The 20,560-nt window shown below is 35.1% G+C and carries 24 protein-coding genes and 1 tRNA gene; 11 read left to right on the forward strand and 14 right to left on the reverse strand.

Features of this window, described 5'->3' with window-relative positions; genetic code table 11:
• Positions 1-6: 6 nt before the first annotated feature.
• Complete coding sequence (locus tag NMY3_RS13645) at positions 7-528, reverse strand: hypothetical protein (protein ID WP_196816378.1); 522 nt, start codon at positions 526-528, stop codon at positions 7-9.
• Between the two features lie 57 nt (positions 529-585).
• Here NMY3_RS13645 and NMY3_RS13650 point away from each other — a divergent pair, with 57 nt between their 5' ends.
• Positions 586-1,206: a hypothetical protein gene (locus NMY3_RS13650; protein WP_196816379.1), complete on the forward strand. Its 621-nt coding sequence runs from the start codon at positions 586-588 to the stop codon at positions 1,204-1,206.
• A 13-nt stretch (positions 1,207-1,219) separates the two neighbouring features.
• On the opposite strand, the gene nadX is transcribed toward NMY3_RS13650, so the two are convergent.
• The 6 genes from nadX to NMY3_RS13680 all read right to left on the reverse strand — a co-directional run bounded on the left by nadX (position 1,220) and on the right by NMY3_RS13680 (position 6,306).
• Positions 1,220-2,059, reverse strand: coding sequence for an aspartate dehydrogenase (gene nadX / locus NMY3_RS13655; protein WP_196816380.1), 840 nt, complete (start codon positions 2,057-2,059; stop codon positions 1,220-1,222).
• A gap of 37 nt (positions 2,060-2,096) precedes the next feature.
• On the reverse strand, positions 2,097-2,615 hold the full coding sequence (purE, locus tag NMY3_RS13660; protein ID WP_196818583.1) for a 5-(carboxyamino)imidazole ribonucleotide mutase: 519 nt from the start codon (positions 2,613-2,615) through the stop codon (positions 2,097-2,099).
• A 159-nt stretch (positions 2,616-2,774) separates the two neighbouring features.
• A complete protein-coding gene (purK, locus tag NMY3_RS13665) occupies positions 2,775-3,950 on the reverse strand; it encodes a 5-(carboxyamino)imidazole ribonucleotide synthase (protein WP_231100091.1) in 1,176 nt (391 codons plus the stop codon).
• A 61-nt stretch (positions 3,951-4,011) separates the two neighbouring features.
• Positions 4,012-5,016 carry a 4Fe-4S dicluster domain-containing protein gene (locus NMY3_RS13670; protein WP_231100092.1) on the reverse strand — a complete coding sequence of 335 codons (1,005 nt, stop codon included), beginning with the start codon at positions 5,014-5,016 and terminating at the stop codon, positions 4,012-4,014.
• A gap of 92 nt (positions 5,017-5,108) precedes the next feature.
• A complete protein-coding gene (locus NMY3_RS13675) occupies positions 5,109-5,438 on the reverse strand; it encodes a hypothetical protein (protein ID WP_196816381.1) in 330 nt (109 codons plus the stop codon).
• 19 nt (positions 5,439-5,457) lie between these two features.
• A complete protein-coding gene (locus tag NMY3_RS13680; protein ID WP_196816382.1) occupies positions 5,458-6,306 on the reverse strand; it encodes a sulfurtransferase in 849 nt (282 codons plus the stop codon).
• 119 nt (positions 6,307-6,425) lie between these two features.
• On the opposite strand from NMY3_RS13680, the gene NMY3_RS13685 reads away from it, so the two are divergent.
• Positions 6,426-6,517 (forward strand) — tRNA-Ala (locus tag NMY3_RS13685).
• A 212-nt stretch (positions 6,518-6,729) separates the two neighbouring features.
• On the opposite strand, the gene NMY3_RS13690 is transcribed toward NMY3_RS13685, so the two are convergent.
• A complete protein-coding gene (locus tag NMY3_RS13690; protein WP_196816383.1) occupies positions 6,730-7,776 on the reverse strand; it encodes a class I SAM-dependent methyltransferase in 1,047 nt (348 codons plus the stop codon).
• A gap of 324 nt (positions 7,777-8,100) precedes the next feature.
• On the opposite strand from NMY3_RS13690, the gene NMY3_RS13695 reads away from it, so the two are divergent.
• The 3 genes from NMY3_RS13695 to NMY3_RS13705 all read left to right on the forward strand — a co-directional run bounded on the left by NMY3_RS13695 (position 8,101) and on the right by NMY3_RS13705 (position 11,594).
• The gene (locus NMY3_RS13695; RefSeq protein ID WP_196816384.1) at positions 8,101-9,807 is read left to right on the forward strand and encodes a PQQ-binding-like beta-propeller repeat protein; all 1,707 of its coding nucleotides are present in this window, start codon (positions 8,101-8,103) and stop codon (positions 9,805-9,807) included.
• Positions 9,808-10,624: 817 nt separating this feature from the next.
• On the forward strand, positions 10,625-10,936 hold the full coding sequence (locus NMY3_RS13700; RefSeq protein WP_196816385.1) for a hypothetical protein: 312 nt from the start codon (positions 10,625-10,627) through the stop codon (positions 10,934-10,936).
• Between the two features lie 487 nt (positions 10,937-11,423).
• A complete protein-coding gene (locus tag NMY3_RS13705; RefSeq protein WP_196816386.1) occupies positions 11,424-11,594 on the forward strand; it encodes a hypothetical protein in 171 nt (56 codons plus the stop codon).
• A 182-nt stretch (positions 11,595-11,776) separates the two neighbouring features.
• On the opposite strand, the gene NMY3_RS13710 is transcribed toward NMY3_RS13705, so the two are convergent.
• Entirely contained in the window at positions 11,777-11,956 is a 180-nt protein-coding gene (locus NMY3_RS13710) for a hypothetical protein (RefSeq protein ID WP_196816387.1), read from the reverse strand.
• Between the two features lie 85 nt (positions 11,957-12,041).
• On the opposite strand from NMY3_RS13710, the gene NMY3_RS13715 reads away from it, so the two are divergent.
• Positions 12,042-12,332: an HNH endonuclease gene (locus NMY3_RS13715; protein ID WP_196816388.1), complete on the forward strand. Its 291-nt coding sequence runs from the start codon at positions 12,042-12,044 to the stop codon at positions 12,330-12,332.
• 107 nt (positions 12,333-12,439) lie between these two features.
• On the opposite strand, the gene NMY3_RS13720 is transcribed toward NMY3_RS13715, so the two are convergent.
• Positions 12,440-13,249: a cupredoxin domain-containing protein gene (locus tag NMY3_RS13720; protein WP_196816389.1), complete on the reverse strand. Its 810-nt coding sequence runs from the start codon at positions 13,247-13,249 to the stop codon at positions 12,440-12,442.
• Positions 13,250-13,344: 95 nt separating this feature from the next.
• Here NMY3_RS13720 and NMY3_RS13725 point away from each other — a divergent pair, with 95 nt between their 5' ends.
• Positions 13,345-13,779 (forward strand): Mov34/MPN/PAD-1 family protein, encoded by a 435-nt coding sequence (locus NMY3_RS13725; RefSeq protein ID WP_196816390.1) that lies wholly within the window; start codon positions 13,345-13,347, stop codon positions 13,777-13,779.
• Here NMY3_RS13725 and aspS read toward each other — a convergent pair.
• The 3 genes from aspS to NMY3_RS13740 form a co-directional block, all read right to left on the reverse strand.
• Positions 13,769-15,109 (reverse strand): aspartate--tRNA(Asn) ligase, encoded by a 1,341-nt coding sequence (gene aspS, locus NMY3_RS13730; RefSeq protein ID WP_231100093.1) that lies wholly within the window; start codon positions 15,107-15,109, stop codon positions 13,769-13,771. The two genes, NMY3_RS13725 and aspS, sit on opposite strands and share 11 nt — an antisense overlap.
• A gap of 52 nt (positions 15,110-15,161) precedes the next feature.
• A complete protein-coding gene (locus NMY3_RS13735) occupies positions 15,162-15,665 on the reverse strand; it encodes a hypothetical protein (RefSeq protein ID WP_196816391.1) in 504 nt (167 codons plus the stop codon).
• 197 nt (positions 15,666-15,862) lie between these two features.
• Positions 15,863-16,123 (reverse strand): DUF3892 domain-containing protein, encoded by a 261-nt coding sequence (locus tag NMY3_RS13740; RefSeq protein ID WP_196816392.1) that lies wholly within the window; start codon positions 16,121-16,123, stop codon positions 15,863-15,865.
• Between the two features lie 174 nt (positions 16,124-16,297).
• Here NMY3_RS13740 and NMY3_RS13745 point away from each other — a divergent pair, with 174 nt between their 5' ends.
• From NMY3_RS13745 to NMY3_RS13760, 4 genes are all read left to right on the forward strand, one after another.
• The gene (locus NMY3_RS13745) at positions 16,298-17,311 is read left to right on the forward strand and encodes an ABC transporter ATP-binding protein (RefSeq protein ID WP_196816393.1); all 1,014 of its coding nucleotides are present in this window, start codon (positions 16,298-16,300) and stop codon (positions 17,309-17,311) included.
• Between the two features lie 95 nt (positions 17,312-17,406).
• Complete coding sequence (locus NMY3_RS13750; protein WP_196816394.1) at positions 17,407-18,657, forward strand: cysteine desulfurase; 1,251 nt, start codon at positions 17,407-17,409, stop codon at positions 18,655-18,657.
• Positions 18,654-19,082, forward strand: a complete 429-nt coding sequence (gene sufU, locus NMY3_RS13755) for a Fe-S cluster assembly sulfur transfer protein SufU (RefSeq protein ID WP_196816395.1) — start codon at positions 18,654-18,656, stop codon at positions 19,080-19,082. The genes NMY3_RS13750 and sufU overlap by 4 nt, the downstream gene beginning before the upstream one ends.
• A gap of 67 nt (positions 19,083-19,149) precedes the next feature.
• Entirely contained in the window at positions 19,150-19,860 is a 711-nt protein-coding gene (locus NMY3_RS13760; protein WP_196816396.1) for a phosphatase PAP2 family protein, read from the forward strand.
• A 77-nt stretch (positions 19,861-19,937) separates the two neighbouring features.
• On the opposite strand, the gene NMY3_RS13765 is transcribed toward NMY3_RS13760, so the two are convergent.
• Positions 19,938-20,279 (reverse strand): hypothetical protein, encoded by a 342-nt coding sequence (locus NMY3_RS13765; protein ID WP_196816397.1) that lies wholly within the window; start codon positions 20,277-20,279, stop codon positions 19,938-19,940.
• Positions 20,280-20,560: the final 281 nt, after the last annotated feature.

Raw genomic sequence — 20,560 nt, forward strand, 5'->3', positions numbered from 1 at the left:
AATTTTCTACGAAGGAAATTGGCTCCCTTTAATTTTTATCCGCTCATAGTAAACATTAGCTAATAACCAATTGCCAAAGCTTTGAATTTCATCATTTATTTTGGTCCAAAGATGAAAAGAGCCAGGCAATAGATCTATGCGGGAATTATTTGATTCTGAGTCTCTAAAATTTATTTTCAGTCCTTCTTTTCCCTCATACATATAGGCATCAATGATTTGGAAGTTGCCAGTTAATCCGTTGATTGCCTGAAGTTTTATTTGATCTCGCCCAATTGGAAAAGTTTTTCTAAATTTATCAAATATGAAACTCATGTTTTCAGTCCCATATTGCTTAATATCACTAATTTTTTTACGATCTGGAAAATGAATTTCCATGACTAGACCATGCCTTAACCCGACGAATTTGGACAGCTCATTTAGCTTATAGTATGCAAGTGTAGGGTTTTGAACAACTGTTTTCTGAAAAAAATCCATGTTTGCATCGATATTATTCTTTAATTCAAGTAAAAGGTTAGTAAATTCATCCACAAGTATGTTGAAATTAAAGTTTAATAAATAAGTTAATTGACTAAACTATACCCTAGAATGTTTGCGTCCGACAGAGATTCTGAACGAGCTACTAGTATAGAAGATTACCAGAATACATGCACTGAATTTATACATGATTTAAGTAGAGACTATCTAGATTGGGTAGAAAGATATCAGCTTCCAAAAAATGAACAGGATCAAAGAAATAAGGAGATCGATGATATCGTAAGAAAAACAAATGATTGGATATTTGGGTTTGGAAACACCATAAGAAAGATTGACATTATTATGAATGACGGGATCAACAAGATGGCTGAAACTACCGCAGGATATCCATTTCAGATAGATGTATCTAGTAGCAATCAAAAAAGATACATAATTCATGAGAAAAAGTCCATAAAACTTAACTTAAGGTCTTTTCCGCGCCAACAAAGACAGGTTAGAATTTGCAATTATGACAAGGACAATGTTTTCTTAATTTCATCTAGTAACAAAATAGATGTAAAATACAGCAAGACTAGTTTTGATCCATCGGATCTGCTCGATGAATTTATAGTAATTAACTTAAATCAATCCGATGATGAAGAAGTAATTTCAATAACCATCAAAGTTGAGGAATTAGAAAATGAGGTTGTTAAAGAAAGTCGTGGTTATACCACACTATTAATAACAAGATAACAAAATTGGTAAACTAAGAACCTATCTTTAAATTCTTTGAACAAATACCCCTTAGACACTCGATTGCCGACAAGATGGCCAAATAACTAGTTTTAGGATTGTCTGGACTGGGCATGTTTTCAACCGTGATTTGGAAACTACCGAATTTCCAATTGACCTGAATCTCGTGTTTATTGGTTAATATATTCGGATCTACGATTATCTTAACTCTAGTTTTTTTGAACCCGATTCCTGCCAGACTAACTAACGCTGAGATGTTAACATTTGAAGGAAACTCCTTGATCGCATCAACGGCATTCCCAATAAAAATAACCTTCTTTTCTTTGATGTTATCTATGTCAATATCTTTATTGTAAAAATACGGAGCACCTTTTAGTGATTTGTTGCTTTTTGTGGTTACGATAGTAACTTCATCGATGTAGTTTTTTACACTACGAATAATATCAGCCCCGCCAATCGCCCCTGATGGGAGAAAGACATTGTTATCACTATCTGTAATCAACTGGATAATGGTTTCATAAAATGCAGGATCGGAGAAGGCTCCAATACTCATTATCATAATGTTTTTCCCTTGTTTCAATATGGTGGGTCCATAGGTATGAGCTGCTTTAACAGACGCGGCCTCTATGACCAAACTGACATTGTGATAATCATTTGATGCAACAAGTTTATCAAAATCATCGAATATACCGGACGGTTTTGTGTTTAAATCCTTATGCAATGATCTTAATTTTGTAGAATCTGTATCAAATAAGATAGATAACTCACAGTTTGGTATTTTCCTAGCGTCAATACTAAGTGCTATTTCACGTCCTATTGCTCCACAACCTATTATGGCAACTTTTATATCCAACTTTCACTTATGATAAAAAAAAATCATTTATAATCATTTATCTTCTGGTTTGGGCCTTTTGAAGTCCCTTTAGGTATTTTTCTAAACCGACTTGGTCCAATTTCGTATTCTTTAGTTTGACTTCTTCTCTCATTTTCTCCTTGAATTGATTCAACTTTTTTAGTAAATACGGTCGAGAAATGGAGAGTATAGAACATGCTAATAAACCGGCATTCTTTGCTCCATTAATTGCAACTGTTGCAACAGGTACACCTGGGGGCATTTGGATTATAGAATAAAGCGAGTCGATTCCATTAAGAGGATTTGTAGAAGTATAGATAGGCACTCCGATCACGGGTATGGATGTCATCGAGGCGACCATACCTGGTAGGTGTGCAGATCCTCCCGCACCACTTATTATGACCTTGATACCACGTGATTGAGCGGTTTGAGAATATTCAACCAATTCAATTGGGGTTCTATGGGCAGAGACTATCTTTACTTCATATGAGATTTCAAACTCATTCAGTACTCTAGCAGCCTCTTTCATTATCGGCAAATCTGAATCACTACCCATAATTATTCCAACTACAGGTGATACAGTTTTTTTCAAACTCACAAGCTCACCAAGATCCTGTTTGCCTTTGAATTTATTCTTGCTGTTATTATTAATTGGATTGGATTTCGACAAATAATATACATAGTCTTTGACATAGTAGAATTTGAATTTTTAGATCTAAAATGATGGTTGTCGCACTTTGAGAAGATCTTCCACGTTGCGCTTAATTAAGAGAGGGTCCATGTTATTTGAAACTATCGTCACATGACCGAGCTTTCTACTTGGTTTCGTTTCTAGTTTACCATATATATGAATTTTAACTCCCGGAATAGCAAACAATTCATCAATCCCACTAATTTCGTATGGACCAGTATAATTGTAAGGCCCAAGAATATTAATCATTACGGCATTTGATAATAGTTTTGGTTGAACAAGTGGATAATCAAGGACGGCTCTAATATGTTGCTCAAATTGAGAAATTGAGCAAGCTTCAATGGAGTAATGGCCAGAATTATGAGGTCTTGGGGCAATTTCATTTATCAACACATTGTCATCCTCATCGACGAACATTTCTATCCCAAAAATACCAGACCCCTTTAGAGATTTCATAGTCATTATTGCCAAATCTATTGCTTTTGTTTCGGTTTCTTTACTGATTCTGGCAGGAATTATGGAGGTTTTCAATATATGATCCTCATGAATATTCTCTGCTACGGGAAAGTACGAAATAGTGCCGGAAGAATTTCTGGCGACCATAATTGAAATTTCTTTTTTAAATTTCACAAACTTTTCTACCATGCATTGACGGCCTGAAAAGTATGTCATGGCTTTACTTATTTCATTTTCTGATCTAATCAAATAATTTCCACGACCGTCGTATGAATCTTCACATGCCTTTAATAGTACAGGAAAGCCTGAGGTAGAACAATAGTACTTCAATTGTTCTTCGCTAGAAACTAGTTCAAAATCGGGGACCTCTATCATGTTTTCTCTCAAAAATTTTTTTTGACGGTATTTATTTTGAATGACGAATAGTGTTTTTGGTGACGGATGTACCAAGAATCCAGATTCTTCAAGATTACTGAGGGCAGTGGCATTTGCTAATTCTATTTCAAAAGTAATGATATCAGCCTCTTTTGATAAATCATATATTTTATGTTCGTCAGAAAAGTCACCAATGATTAGCTTATCTGCTAAACTTGCAGCAGGACAATCCTTGCTCGGATCTAGTATAATTACTTTCATAAACATTCGCTTTGCCTCAAAAGCCATCATCTTTCCAAGCTGTCCACCCCCAACTATACCCAGTCTGACTGGTTTACTAATTGAAAACGTGTCTTTGATGAATGTCAACTAACCGACCTAATAAAATAACAAACCCAGTTTTATAGACATGAATATCTCAAATCTTGATTTATTTCACAAATATTTTAATCGCTTGAGGAGGACAGACATTTTCGCACGCCAAGCAAAAAATACAATCCTTTTCTCTAATCATAAATGGTTTCCTCTCTGAAGCCGGATGTCCTGGTGTATCGAGCCATTCATATACATTTACAGGGCATGCATCAATACAGGCACCATCTGAAATACAAATATCAAAATCAACGCATACATCAGTACCCCAAATCCCGAGCTGTCCGGGTGCATCGTATGGACCCCATACTTGGATTCCTTGAAACTTCCCTGCAGATTGTCTCTTTGACTTAAAGCCAGTATCTATTGGACCTTCTACTGCCTGGTAGTCTGTTCCAGTGCCTGTAAGTTGAATTGTTGTATTCTCAGAAAGTTTTGCTGCATTAGATGCTGGTATAGGTGATGGTACAACAACTGCTTGTTTCTCACTTAGATTCTCGCTTGAGGGTTTTCCTGCTGCAGTCGATACAGATGGGTTTACTAATGATTTCTTTTCTTCCTTAAGACTCTTTTGAGTGTTTGCTAAAGGAGTAATAGATTCTAATTTTTTTATTGAATCTGTCTGGCTTAATTTCTGAATTTTCTGGTAATAAGTAAGTAGCTTTTGTCCTATCTTGGTATTTCGAATTATATTATCTATAATTATTTTAGCATTATGATCAGCCTTTTGCCTATAATTTCTTATCCAATAAAAGTCACCAAATGTCTCTAACGGTTTTATCTGATAAATTATGTCCAACACCTCCCCAATGACAATTTCAACTGTCACGTTTAGTTCTGCAGATTGTTCTGTATTTGTGTATATATCAAAACCTTTTTCAACCCACTTAAAAGTGACAAAGATTCTGTCAGCATAAGTATCTAGCGCATATCCTTGAGTTTTGAGTTCACTCATAATCCCGTTGACCTCCGACTGTCCAACGATGTCTACAGGTAACCTATATATTCCTAATTTAGCACTATGAGTTGGATAGATACCTCGTTTTGCAACTTCAGAAAGCATTACCCAAACTCTATCCGATAGCAAGAGGGACATTGAATATAAATACTTTTGATTAAGGTTATTAAAACTTATGTATACTTAAATTAATTAATCTATAGTTCGTCCGGACAAGTCATCTCTCTTATTTCGTTATATTTTTTTTCCATTCTTTCAGCAATGACGGTAATGAACTTTAGATCATATTGAGATTTAGGATAAAACCAGCGCTTTACAACCTTGTGGCCAGTCCCTTCCATATCATAAATCATGCCTCTTTCAGAGATCACTTTAGAATTTTCATCATTTATTGTGTCTTTAACTTCTAAACCACGTTTGGTCTTGTCCACCAATATTAGAAATTGAGAATCTTCAAATATGAAATAGAATTTCCCTTTCTTGACTAAGTTAGGTTCAGGTTTTGAAATAGTAGTTTCTCCAGACATCAGATATTTAACTCCTTATTCACTTTTCAATTGGATTTCCGATCATATTCCCCCATTCCGTCCATGACCCGTCATAGTTTCTGACTGAAGGAAACCCTAACAAATATTTCAGCACAAACCAGGTATGCGAGGAACGTTCACCAATCCTGCAGTAACAAATTATGTGTTTATCAGGTGTAATGCCTTGTTTGCCATACAAAGTCTCCAACTCTTCTACGGACTTAAATGTCCCATCATCATTAATTGCCTGAAGCCACGGAATATTTTTGGCGCCTGGAATATGTCCGCCTCTCTGAGCATGTTCCATTGGATATTCTGGGGGTGCAGTTATCTCCCCATTGAACTCTTTGACAGACCTAACGTCAACTAATCCAACCTCTTGTTTTCTAAAAGAACGCTTGACATCGTCTAGATAAGCCCGTACTCCTTCATCAGGAGCAGCTGCTACATAGTTGGAAGGATTTGGAGTGGGCTCATCCTTTGTATAAGGTCGATTTTCATTTTCCCATTTTTTTCTTCCACCGTTCATTATCCTAATTTTTTTGTGACCAAAATACTTGAAGACCCAAAATGCAAATGCAGCAAACCAGTTGTTGAAATCACCGTATAGGATCAACTCATCATCCGGTTTTACCCCTAGACGAGACATTAAATCCTCGAATTGGTGTTTATTAATAATATCTCGAGTCGATGAATCATTAATATCCCTTTTCCACCAGACCATATGAGAATTTGGTAAATGGCCTTCTTTGTAGGCATTTTCGACGTCGTAATCCACTTCTAAAATTTTTATCTGGTCATTTGTGAGATTATTATTAACCCAGTCGGTCTCGCAAAGGACATCTTGATTGGCATATTGTTTGGTCATGAATAAATTAAGAAGATTAACTATATAATACATTTGTCTTCCAAAAAGAAGGTCATAGAGACGGCATTAAAAACAATAAAATAGTACGAGAAAATATGTTTGAGTAAAACAGGCTAAATGGGCCGGTAGTTTAGTCTGGTAGAATACCTGCCTTGCATGCAACTAGCAGAGGAAACGTAGGTGGTCGTGGGTTCAAATCCCACCCGGTCCACATTCACGATTACTACATGATATGGTACTACCGAAAGGAGCGATATACATTTACAATATAGAATCATTTGGAGATTAAATCAGTAAAGACATAAATTCATTGAGGATTAGTGCGGACAATAAAGAAGTCGGATTCTTTTTATTTGTAGCAAAATAAAAGATATCATTCGTTGATTATTAGTGTAGATTTTGAGGGGTACTGGGAAGTGCTATTTATGGCTTGCTAGCGGTATAATAATAATTCTGAAAATCATGTGAAAGTGTATTTACTTCAACTCCCATAAAACCTGCATATCTTAACATCTCCAGGGCTTTCTCCTTTCCCCACATGGCTCCCAAGCCAGCACCATTCTCAGAAAGAGAAACTGACATACAATGCATACAAGATATAGTGTACAAAAAGGGACCTAATGGATGATCGATATTTTTGGCAAGATCTGTTGAGGACAAGATATCTTGCATTAAAAACACTCCACTGCTGTTTAGGGAATCGAAGATAAACTTCAGTGTCCTTGAAGGGTCTATTTGATCATGTATTACATCAAATGCTGTGATAAAATCAAATTTCTTGGTTGGTTCGACGGTTAAGAGATTTTGGACCTGAAACAAGGTATTGCAAGTATTCAAAGTTTTTGAATCGGCTGTGGCTCCTTTAATCGCTTCCTCAGCCACGTCATATCCAACAAACATACTGTTCGGAAATTTCTTTGCGAGTATATTTACGGCTTTGCCTCTGCCACATCCAATGTCAAGAACATTGATTCCATCTTTTAATCGGTCAATCAACCCAGGCACTAATGGCAATATATGATCCACTAAACCGGTAACCACGGTTTGAAAACTTTCTTCTGCCATGACTTCGTGAAATCTATTATATGATGAATACGGCACCCCTCCACCACTATGGAAACAATCAATGATTTTGTCTTCTACTTGTGCTAATACTGGTATCCACTGCATTGATGCAGAAAAGTTATACAAGTTATCCTCTCGAGTCAAAAATTGTGCCTTTTCTTTTGGAAGATTAAATTTGCTATTAGATGAATCATAATCTATGATTTTACCGGTTACCATAGTCCCAAGCCATTCTTTTACATATCTTTGATTAAGTTTGGCTTTCTTGGAGATTTCGTCTACTGTTGATGGAGGCATTGTAGACAGAATATCAAAAAGTCTTGTTCTGTGCCCAATAGACAGCATCAAGGCTAAAGACCCTTTATTTATTGTATCAATCAGATAATCTGAAAAAGCATCACCCATAAATTGAATACTTTTTCAAAATATATTAAAGCTATTGTTATATAAATTGAATTTTTGATAACCAATATCGAAATTTCAAGATCCCGAATTTGATAAATTGAAATAAAGTCGTAAATCCCTCTTTTAACATTCCCCAAAGTGAAAATCCATCTAAGAAAGTAATTACAATTTGCAAACTGTTGAATAATTCAAAAATACATCAGTATCTTCTTTTCAGGTCATATAATAAATGGGTCATTAGATCATAATCTGTGTGTTGAATACATACTTGATTAACAATACTTGATGAAAAGATTTTAGTTTGGAACAATTCAATTAGAAATAATGTCGATTTCAGATTTTTTTAAGACAATTACACTATATAGTATCGTCATAGTTTCACTTCTATGTATATTTCAAACTTCGAGCACGATTATGAATGTTTTAGGAAGTGGCATAGATGTTCCTAATAGAACTTCAATAGACGCGTCAGACATGTCTTATATGGCGGATCTAAAGTCAAGAGATCCAATAAACTATTTTGAAACAGGGATGGAAGAGAGAAATAAAGATAATTGGGTATTTGTCAACCACGATATTTACGGGTCTAGGAATAGTAATCAAACTCAGATTGACAAATCTAACGTGGGAGAACTAAAGGTTAAGTGGAGATTGAATAACACCTATGAAATTCAAGACCCACCCATAATAGTAAACGGTAGTGGATATTTTCAGGACTATGTGGGAAATATCATTTCCTTTGATACTTTAACTGGCAACATTAAATGGAGACTTGATTTAGATGGAGGCCCGACTATGGGTCTTTATTTTTCAGATGGAATAATTTATGCCACCTTGGGAACTAAAGCCAAGATTATTTCAGTGGATTCTAAGAACGGAGAGATATTGTGGGAGTCGCCGAAATTAGGAGATACCAGTTTAGGGTATGCCATAAATTCACCACCTTTGATTTGGAAAAACTATGTAATTGCAGGATCTGGTGGTAGTGGGCTACCCCCGGGAAAAGGATTTGTAAAGGGTAACATAACGGCGCTAAACAAAACAGATGGAAGTATCCTATGGAATATTGACACAACAACTGGGTCGTGGGTTGAGAACGGTAAAAATCCACCTAACGGCGGAGCAACGGCTTGGTCGGGCGGCTCAATTGACGTCGATACGGGAATCGCATACATTCCCTTGGGTAGTGCATCTCCTAACTTCAACGCATCAACAAGGCAATCGCCCAATCTTTATTCTAATCATATGGTGGCAGTAGATATTAGAGAGGGTAAAATTATTTGGGCAACTCCATTTATCGCTCATGGGACAGTCTTAAATGTAAAGGTTCCAGACACTCATGATTGGGATACTTCATGGGGAAGTAGCGTAAGTAATATAAAATTTGAAAATGGGTCATCCAAAAAAATAGTGATAGGGCATGATAAAATGGGAAATGTAATTGCAATGGATGCATTAACTGGGGAAGAGATCTGGTGGACAACACTGGGTAGACAAGTTAATACTGACAGCATACCATCCCCAAGTGGGAGCGGAATGATTTGGTCATACGGAATATATAACTATCATGCAACAGACGAGGATACATTATACTTAACTGCAACTAATAGAGGGCTAAATTTTTTTACTGAAGGACTGAGCGGTCATAAAGAGGATCCTGAGAATTCGATCGAGCAGGGATTGGTAAATGGTACTATATACGCACTAGATAAAAAATCAGGTGTCGTTAAATGGAAGGTTGACACAGATTACCCTCCTAGAGTTTCTCCTTTGGTCTCAAATGGGGTTGTTTACACCGGGTACATTAAATTTGGAGAAAACTATAGGACCGGAATCATCATGGCTTTAGACAATAATACGGGGGGAAAACTTTGGGAGTATGATGTACGAGGTTCAATATCTCCTGTTGGAGCATCTATTGGGAATGGAATGCTATTTGTACCTACTGACAAAGTCAATTTGTATCCAAATGAAGATGATGATAATGAGGTAGGAGGCTCGATAGTCGCATTCAAGCCAATTGAAAACTAATTGATTCAACCTTTGTTTTTTTCATCTGTTGAGCACTCTAAACAACATAATGAGACAGAATTTGACTTGTTGTTTTTATATTTAATGGTACAGTTCTTACATTGATCATATGGACAATAATCACATTTTCGAAGTTCATTATCGCAAATCATTTTTGTACACAATCTGCAAAAACTAAAGTGTTTATTACAAATAGCGTTATTACAGTAATAACATCTTTTTATTTCCTGACCTCTAGTTACATCGATGTTCTTTTCACATACTATACAGACCTTCTTAGCTGGAGGCATTTTTGATCGGATTCCTTCCTTGCATCGTATTTATTATAGTAATTGACAGTTAATTTAATTTATTTATGTAAGGTGTTGATGAACCCAAAATAAAACGGAAAATCCTTTGTAGTAGTAGAATTGTTTAGGTGGTCAGATACGAGGATCTTCGGATTTTGATAATGAAACGAACAAAAATCAAAAAAGAATCAGAGTTTTAGTAATCTAATTTTGTCTTTTCACTACGTTTTCAGACCAATTGGGTAATAAGGATTTGTAGCTCATATAGCAGTAGTCCACTAGACTTTACACAATTATCCACGCATATTAAAAATAATCAAAACAAATCTAAAAATATGATCAGAATCGCATAGATTAAACATGAATTAGAATCTAATTGACATTTGTATTTAGTCTTTATGGTAGAAATATATTTCTAACAAGAATTTTGGTTTAATTGTACAGCCTGATCTTAAGAATTTTAAATAAATTCAAAAACCCATTGAACATTGATTATGAAGAATATTATGATGATTTCTATGATTTCTATGATTACGTTATTTTCGATTATAAATACCAATTATGTATTTGCAGATAATAAAGACACACAAGTTAAAGTGAAGGAAAGCACAGATGAACAAAACAGAGATCTCGTTCAAGACAATTACCAAAATAACGAATGTAGGGATGATGCAAAGTGCGACAATCAATCACTCGAACAGCTGAATAATCAAGTTAATCAATGTAGAGATGGAGCAAACTGCGTAAATGAATCAGTTTCTAACATTTTCGTTTGCGAGGAGAAATCATTGTGTTTAATCCAATATGAGGGACCATTTGAATTGCTAAATCCCTATTAGACAAAGTTCGAATTAGAAATTCCCTTTTGGACAGAGTTTGAGGTTATAGGGAAAGATATGTGTTGATGTTTTTAGTGCTCCAATTGAAGATCTACTCCTTTTTTTTAGGCTTTTCCTTTCATTGCTAATGGATATTCAAGTACAACAACCTTAACCCTGATTAGGGGCTAGTCCTCTTCTAATAATCTTGTGTAAAATATCTATAGGTCCTTTTATGAATCCAAACTTTATGACAATTAATTAAAACGTCTTATCTATTTATGACATACATGTCCTACAATACGCTAAAACAGGGCACATACATATTGATGATGGGAACAAATCAACCACCTTTTCAAATATGGTTCAAAGGTTTAGAGTCCAATATTCTCGGCACTTGTAACAATTATCAATGAGTTTTTTTTTTACAATATTACAATGAAAAAAATTAATAGATTATTCTCTATTCAACCAAAGGTTTAAAAAATTATGGGAATTCAATAATGTTATGATGGTACAACAATTAATCTGTGACCAATGTAAGATTGTGTTACTAGAGAAGGATTCAAAACATTTGAATGATGAGAGATTTCCCATAACCGAAGAGGAAGCTAAAATGATTGACAAGGATCATAGAGGTCATGAATGCCACATTGAACTTGTGGAAAAGTTTGCATAGAGTCATGTAAAAGTAAACAAATAACTTTAATTAGAAATTAGTCTAAATGAGATTGGCAATGAAGAAAAATTTTAATGATATTGATGATTAAAAAATGTTATCCCTCGGAGCCAAATAAAAATCCAGCAATAAAATGTATGATCATATACCACAAAATAAGTAAAATAAGAGTCGAACTGAAACTACAAACCAAAGAACTCTGCCTTATGCTCCTCACTACAAAAATAATCGATTTTTTTTACTCCCAGATTAGAGTCACCATCCACATGTGGCCAAGCTTGATTGTGCTTTATTTCTCGACCGCATAGCGCGCAATGTATTGTCCTCTCATCAACATCCTCATCACCTCTAAGATTATTCACTGACGAATCCATTTGAACTAGACGTTATATAATCTTGAATACTAAAGAAAGAATTTATGTAAGATAATCAGAGAAGATAGATATATTGTCTTTCTTTGGAAATGCATCAGGTAGTAATAGTAAGAAAAAGGACAAGTACAAAGAATTAACCCTTGCAATAAAGCAAATAGTACTTGAAAGGTCAAAATATAGGTGTCAGGAATGTTCAAAGAAATTATCCGGAACAAATCAACCACATTTTATCTATATAAATGGGTCAAAAAAGGATAACAGACCAGAGAACTTACGGGCAGTTTGTCCTGAATGTTATGAGGGCAATGGTCCAAGTAATAACGGAAATATGTTCTCTTCAATCAAAAAAATATTTTCTAAATAGTTCCTCTCCTACAAAATTTTTTAAGAACTTTTATCTTCTCTTAGCATTGAATATGGCTAACTTAATGCAATTGAGCCTATCATGAAAGGATGTAAAATGGAATACGATTAACTTAATGCAATTGAGCCTTTCATGAAAGGATGCAAGGTACAAAAGTAATCATATTTTGATTCGGTAAGACTGGATGTATCGAGAACGTATTTCTTTTCCGTCATTATCAGCGATGAATCAAAGGATTTACCGTCATCAGCGAAACTAGTTACGGTATGTGGAACATTGTCTAAATTAGTCCATTCTATAGCCTCACCTTTTTTAGCTTCGATTATTGCGGGTTCGTATGAGGGATTTCCCTGACCTGAGGCACCAGCGGGGATGGTTGCAGGAACAATAGTAGTGTTAACAACTTTGGGGATTGTAGAGTTTTGAGAGTCAGCTCCCGTTTTTTCATCTTCTGATGTCGCAGTTGCAGGTGAGGCCATCCATGCAGTAGATACAATAAATCCAGATCCTATAATCATAACTACAACACACGCGATGGATATTTTCATCAAGTGAGCATTCTTCTTGTATGAAGCGATTATTATTATTAATGATGGAATACTTATAGTAGCAATAATGGCTATATACGAAAATATTGATGGAACTTTGGTGCTAATTTGCACGGCCCCAATGATTCCAGCAGTTATGAACAGAATCAATATTATAGCCACGGCAGCTTTTGATTTTTTTGACGTAGGAAAACCATCCTTAAAAAGCCCAGCAGACAAGAAAATCAATCCAAAAAACATACATAAGATTGAAACTGCGTGCATCCCATCCATAAAGGTCTTAGCGATTCCAGAAAGAGCTATGGCTACTCCAGTAGCACCAACAGCTGTTAAACCAGCGCCCGGCAAGAGCAAGTCCCAGTCTGTCATAAATATATTTAAAGGTGAATACGGTATAATTAATAGTTTCTTTATTTTAATTCTTAAAAACTCCTTTCTATTTAAATAACACTAATTGATTGTAAATGAGCCACCTAAAAATAGCGATCAGAGTTAGTCAACTGATAATATTAAATCAAACTGCAAATTTGAGTAATCCATATGAGTCCTGTGCGCTACTTTTAGGCAGTAAGAAGGAAAACCTCTTTGAGATCAAAGAGGTAATTCCAATGAATAATAGAGATTCATCTGAGGTCAGTTTCACCATGGATGAAATTGAACTATTGAAAATTTACAAATATGCTGAATCATTAAATACTTCAGTCGTTGGCATCTTTCATTCGCATCCTTCCAAACCCTTTCCATCAGAAACTGACAAGACTTTCATGGAGATTAATCCAATACCATGGCTAATTAAATCCACAATAACTGAAGAGATGAGATGTTTTATTTTCAGCGATTCGTCAAGAGGAAAAATTGATGGCATCGAAGAAATCGAGATAGTAATAGTCAAGGACTAATTCTAGAAGTATCTCTGGGGTATAAAACTGCCTCTCTAATATTACTAAGACCTAGCAACACCATCATTAATCTATCAAATCCAAGGCCACATCCTGAATGAGGCGGCATTCCCCACTCAAAGACTCTCAGATGATCTCTAAAGCTTTCAGGGGACAATCCCTGTTCTACCAGACGACTTTTCAGTTTCGACACGTCGTGTTGTCTGGTCCCTCCAGACACTAGCTCAAGATAGCCAAACTGCAAATCAAATGATTTTGACAGGGTTGGATGTGATTCTTTCTCGTGAATGTAAAAAGGCTTTAAACTAAGTGGCCAATCAACTATGAAATAAAACTTGTCATATTTTTCCCCTAACTTTTTTAAAGAGGAATCGGATAGATCATCCCCAAAGGTAACTTTTTCTCCAAGACGATTTAATTCGTCCAAACATTTTTCATAACTTATCTTTGGAAATGGATTTGAAATCAAATCATTTAGTGCGTTTCCTCTTATGAGCGAATTTTCACTTTCAATATTATTAGAATCCCTCAAATGCATGAGTATTTTCTTGATTAATTCCTCAACTATGCTCATTATTTCATAATAATCAAGATAAGCTGCTTCTAAATCAACACTCAAGAATTCATTAAGATGTCGAAGAGTATGAGAATTTTCAGCTCTAAAAAATGGTGCAATTTCATACACACGATCCAAAGCCAAGACCAGTTGTTCTTTATATAATTGCGGGCTTTGAGCTAAGAAGCCTTTTCGTTTGAAGTAATCAAATGAAAAAAGGTTTGATCCTCCTTCGCTTGCACTTCCTATGATTTTTGGGGTATTGACCTCTATAAACTTGTTTTCTAGGAAAAAATCTCGAATTAATTTCAAAACATTGGAACGGATGATAAAGATATTAGAAATTTTGGGATTTCGCAAATCCAATGCCCTACTGTCCAACCTGGTATCCAAATTAGATTCAACCCTGCCTGTAGGATCAACTGGCAGAGAAAGAGAAGCTGGCGAGAAAACAAAAACTTCCTCGACTTTAATTTCAAATGGAAAATTCTTGGACTTGGTACCTTGTAAAACCCCTTTTAACAAAATATTACTTTGTCTAGGAATAGATTTAGCTTTTTGCAAATTCTCTCCGACCAAAACAGCTTGAACCAAACCGGTCACATCTCTGAGAATTATGAAACCAAGTTTACCTATGTCCCGGAAATCCTCAATCCACCCTGCGACCCGAACTTCTGTACCTGTTTGTAATTTTTGTAATTCAGAAGTAAAGTGAGTTCTTTCATAGCTGTTGGATTCATTCTGAGCTGCGTGAGCCATATCTAATGAAATCAATCAACTCCTTTTAATAAACTACATGTTCAGTGTCGTTATTCGATTAATGTTTTCAAATAAATTCAATTATGAGATCGATTTTCCTAACTGCCATAGATATCATTTTTATAGTTTCTAACCTTTTTTCATCAATTCCTTTGGAATTCTTTGTCAGTACAACCCTCGTTAACTTACTCCCATCAGGTAACCAGACAAAATTCACACTCTCTATCTTGACTGGATGAAATAAATTATCTAAAAATCTTCGATCATTAGAATCAGATTCAATTATCCAAATGTCTTTCTGGAATGCTTTATTTATGATTTCACTAAGTTCGTTGTTTGAACGGATTAACCTTATGTCTGAACTCTTTAGTATTAGTATGTGTTCATTCTCAATTTCTTTTGCTGAAACCAACGTCATTTTATTTATACTAGAATTTTTTTGAGCCAGCCTTGTAAGAACTATGGAGCTCTCAACGTCCGATTGAGTGATCTGGCCTGATTCGAGTTTGCTTTCACATAAGTTACACAGAATACCTGTTTTAGCATCAAAAGTACAAATGGGGGTTTTCATTACCACTTTAAACCTATTAAAAGAATACACTTAAATATCTTTGATTTTTTATTAAGGATTTATCCAGATCATAAGATCCTAGAACTATTGGAGCTCTATTGATCACAGGTAGAAAATTTTAGCAAATAATAATTTTAAACTCACCCCAAGCTCTACGATAGACCGTGATGCCATATAACAGGGGCCTAGAGAAAGGGTCATTGACATTTTGGTAAGTATTTGAGATTGTTGGGCAATTTCAAGTTGGTTGTGGTAGTAAGATATGGTTCGTTGGTAGATGGATGTCTCAGTGCAAATACCCTTACCCTAATACCATTTGCGATTGTAAAATACATATTCTCTCTGGACCATATTTTCTCGGCAATAGTTTTAACATCAAAGATATCTCCATTAATTCCTACTTGTAGAATGTTCCCTTGTGCGTTTTTTTTTACACAGGTTATAAGCAATTCGGTCATAATCCCGAAATCAAAATAACAGACCCCGATCACCAATAAAATCGTTTAACATAATTAGGCTTTTGATACCAATTTAATTCAAAAAAAATATTATAAAGCAAAGGGGAAAGTGAACTTATGATTAATAAACAAAAAAGTCGTAATTCTACCTATGCAGAAAAGTTGTAGTTTGAAATGAGCGAGAGTAGCAGATCTTATAGAAACAAGCCTGATAGAAGGGAAAACAGTACGATTGAAGTTAATGATATTTCTATTGCTTACGAAACAAAATCAGGAATCTTAAAGGCCGTTGATAAGGTTTCGTTTAAGATGAATGACACCCAAGGTATAGGAATAATAGGGGAATCCGGGTCTGGAAAGAGTTCGCTTGGCTATGGACTCTTGAGATCATTGGCAGAAAACGGGTCCGTTGTATCTGGAAGTTTCATCTTTGAGGATCAAGATATTTTGAATATCTCAGAAAAGGAATTCAATGAGAATTATAGGTGGAAGAAAATATCAATGGTGTTTCAGGGTTCGATGAATAGTCTTGATCCAGTGTTTACCGTAGAAGATCAGATGAAGGAAATTCTGACATCACATAAGAAAAAAATATCAAATAAAGATTGTATTTCAATTATTAGGTCTGCTCTTACGGATGTAGGATTGAATCCCGACCTCGTTTGTAAAAAATACCCGCATGAATTGAGCGGCGGAATGAAGCAACGAATAGTAATAGCTAATGCATTGTTGCTTGGACCGAGAATTTTGATTGCAGACGAACCAACGACAGCATTAGATGTAGTAATTCAGGCTCAAGTTTTGCAATTACTAAGAAAATTAATTGATGAAAAAAATATGAAGATAATTGTCATAACTCATGACATGTCACTCATTCCAAATCTAGTGGATAGAGTAATCATTATGTACGCAGGACAAGCCGTCGAAATATCCGATATCAAAACAGTGTTTGAAAAACCTTTGCACCCATATACCCAAGCCCTTATCCAATCAATACCCCACATAAGATCCTCAGAGAAATCCATCAAATTCATTAGAGGAGATCCTCCTAATTTGAAAGAAATAGGAGAAGGTTGTCGGTTTATGGATAGATGTCCACATGCATTTGGAGATTGTAAAAACGATCCGCCCGATATTTTAGTTGGTAATAATTTGGTAAAGTGTTGGCTATATAAGAATAATAATTGAATTCATTTCAACTAGACAATTTGAATTCAGTTGTTCAATGACTATTTTTTATAGATATTAAGTTTATATCTTAAAATAAAGAATAATAAACATTAATGCAAGCTCTTCTAGACGTTCGTAAGATTAGACAGGACTTTCCCATCTTGAATAGACGACTAAACGATGGAAAAAAATTAGTTTATCTTGATAATGCTGCGACCACTCAAAAACCCAATGAAGTAATAGATGCAATTTGTAAATATTATTCAGAGTATAATTCCAATATTCATAGGGCAGTTTATCAAATTGCTGAAGAGGCTACTGAAGAATATGAAAGGACAAGGGAGAACGTTAGAAAATTTGTAAACGCAAAATACGAAGAAGAAATTATTTTCACGCGAAATACTACCGAGTCGATCAATTTAGTGGCTTATTCATGGGGAGATGCCAACATCAAGAAGGGAAATACAATATTATTGACTGAATATGAGCACCATAGTAATATAGTTCCTTGGCAGATTCTTTGTAAAAATAGAGGGGCAAGAATCAAATACTTAGAGGTAGATGAGGATGGATACCTAGACTTGGAGGTCCTGGAGGAACTGTTGTCTAGGAAAAGTGATGGAAAAATTAAGTTGGTCTCACTTAGTGAAATGTCAAACGTGTTAGGTACTATATTTCCGGCTAAGGAAATTATCAAAATAGCACATGAAAAAAACATTCCGGTCCTCTTGGATGGTGCCCAATCAGTCCCACATATGAAAACGGATGTTCAACAAACAGACTGTGATTTTCTAGCATTTTCAGCCCATAAAATGCTGGGACCTACGGGTGTAGGAGTGTTATACGTTAAAAAAGCAATATTAGAACAGATGAAGCCATTTATTTCTGGTGGCGATATGATCAAAGAAGTACATAAAGAGAACACGATATTTAATGATCTACCTTACAGGTTTGAAGGTGGAACGCCAAATATTGCTGATGTAATTGGCTTTTCCTCTGCGATAAAGTATCTCAATAGGATAGGAATGGATAATGTTCGTGATCATGAATTAGAAATGACCACTTATCTTTTAAGCAGAATTCAAGAAATAAAAAACATAAGAGTGTATGGTCCCAAAGTTGCTAAAGATAGAGGTGGCCTGGTCTCTTTTAACATAGAAGGAATTCATCCTCATGATTGCGCCACAATATTAAATGACTTTGGAGTAGCAATTAGGTCAGGACATCATTGTGCCCAGGTATTGATGGAAAAGCTTGATATTGTGGCTTCTTCCAGAGCAAGCCTATATATTTATAATACTAAAGAGGAAATTGATATATTAATAGATGCTTTAAATCATGCTAGGAGGATATTCAATCTATGAGTGAAGATATTTACAGGGAAATGATACTTGACCACTACAGAAATCCGCGAAATAAAGGAAAGATCGAGGAACCAGATATAAGAATAAATGATAGCAACCCACTCTGTGGTGATGAAATTTCAATTGATCTGAAAGTCGAGGGTGACATAATTAAAGACATCAAGTTTGATGGGAGAGGATGCGCTATTAGCCAGGCTAGTGCCTCGATGTTAACAGAAATGGTTTCAAATAAACCACTAACAACAATCAAAGATATCACAAAAGACGATGTGCTCGAAAATATTGGTTTGACAAATTTGGGTCCAGCTAGAATAAAATGTGCTTTACTTTCCTTAAAAGTGTTAAAACTGGGGATGGTAAAATACTACGTTGACAGGGATCCGACATCTGCAGCTCAAATGAAGGATGAATCCAAAGTATTTTAACAAACTGTAAATGATCTTGGATTCTATTCTCAGAACACAGTAACGAACAATTTTCTATTAATCTGTGGTGAATAAAAAGATCCAAATAATACCGACAAATCCTTATTGGAATATCAAATTATCTTTTATTTTAATATTTTTTTTTATTTTTGTTATTGCAAGCGTTCTGGCAGTTACGGGAGTATTGGGAAATTTGGACGAAATCATAACAAAATTTATAAATCAAATAAGAAGCCAAACATTGGACACAGTATTTATTATTATTACTACCATGTCAGATACTATTAATTTAATAATTGTTGGTTTTATTCTAACAATAATTAAGAGAACTAGAAGAATAGGTATGATTTTATTGATTACCCTTGTTTCTGTTACCATTTTGGTAACTTATTGTAAACCCTTGTTTGCAATTGAGCACCCAAGTATAGATTTTAAACCACTAGTTAAATTACCAGACAAATTTACACTCGAACGGGATAGTTTTATGCCCTTTGCCCAAGACTATTCATACCCTTCCAACCACATAGCCTCAGCTGCCGCTTTCAGTTTTATTGTGGCTGGGTTGTCCTATAGATATTCGTCTAGATTCGCAATAGCATTTCTGATATCTTTCCCGGTGCTAATCGGCTTCACCAAACTATATCTTTTTCAACACCACTTGATAGATTTGGTAGGCGGGTATTTTTTTGGTTTAGTAATAGCAGCAGTAATGGTAAAGGCCCTAAAGGCAAATGACCAGCAAAGAATTAATGTGGTAGATTCAAACCATGGTGATTAATACTAGCTTTTACAAGCAGAAGTTGCTGTAATTTGAATTCTATTCCTTGCAAAGAAACAGGTAAAGATAGTTTGATTTCAGTCGAACCGAATTGTTAAAGATGGATCTAGTAATAACCAGCCAAAGTGGGAATCATCGTGAACATAACGGTAGTCCTTGATATTTGGTTTTAATTTTAGAGATCGGATTCCAGATAACAAATCATTTTGAAGTTGTAATCCCAATTTCCTGGAAATATCATTATCTTTTGAAGAGTCAATTGACCTAGGTAATAAGATCCTATAACTAAAAGTATTGGCAAGATAACAGCGGGCGTAATGGTTTAGCATTCTTTTAGATACAATCGGGACATACTCAAAACTAGCTAAATTCTCTGTATAGTCTGTAGGAAAGCGTCTTAGGAATTCAGTCTTTACCAAACAAATAGTAGGATATTAAGAATGCTATTTATATACATTCGGACCGAACTCAAAAAAATAAAATTGATGTTACTGAATAAAAGTAAATTTAAGAATTAGAATATTTTCATTCTAATGTACTATTCCCTTCCTGAACCTTGCTATGAGTCAACTCAAAATAGTAAATAGTGATTTGATTTGAGTGAGGTTTTGCCATCTTTCTGGTTTGTTATGAATATGGACAAATTGCACCTTTTTAGTTAAGGTCCTCTGATTAGTTTGAACGCTGGTGTCTAGGAATC

This window comes from Candidatus Nitrosocosmicus oleophilus (genome assembly GCF_000802205.1).
Taxonomy (GTDB): Archaea; Thermoproteota; Nitrososphaeria; order Nitrososphaerales; family Nitrososphaeraceae; genus Nitrosocosmicus; species Nitrosocosmicus oleophilus.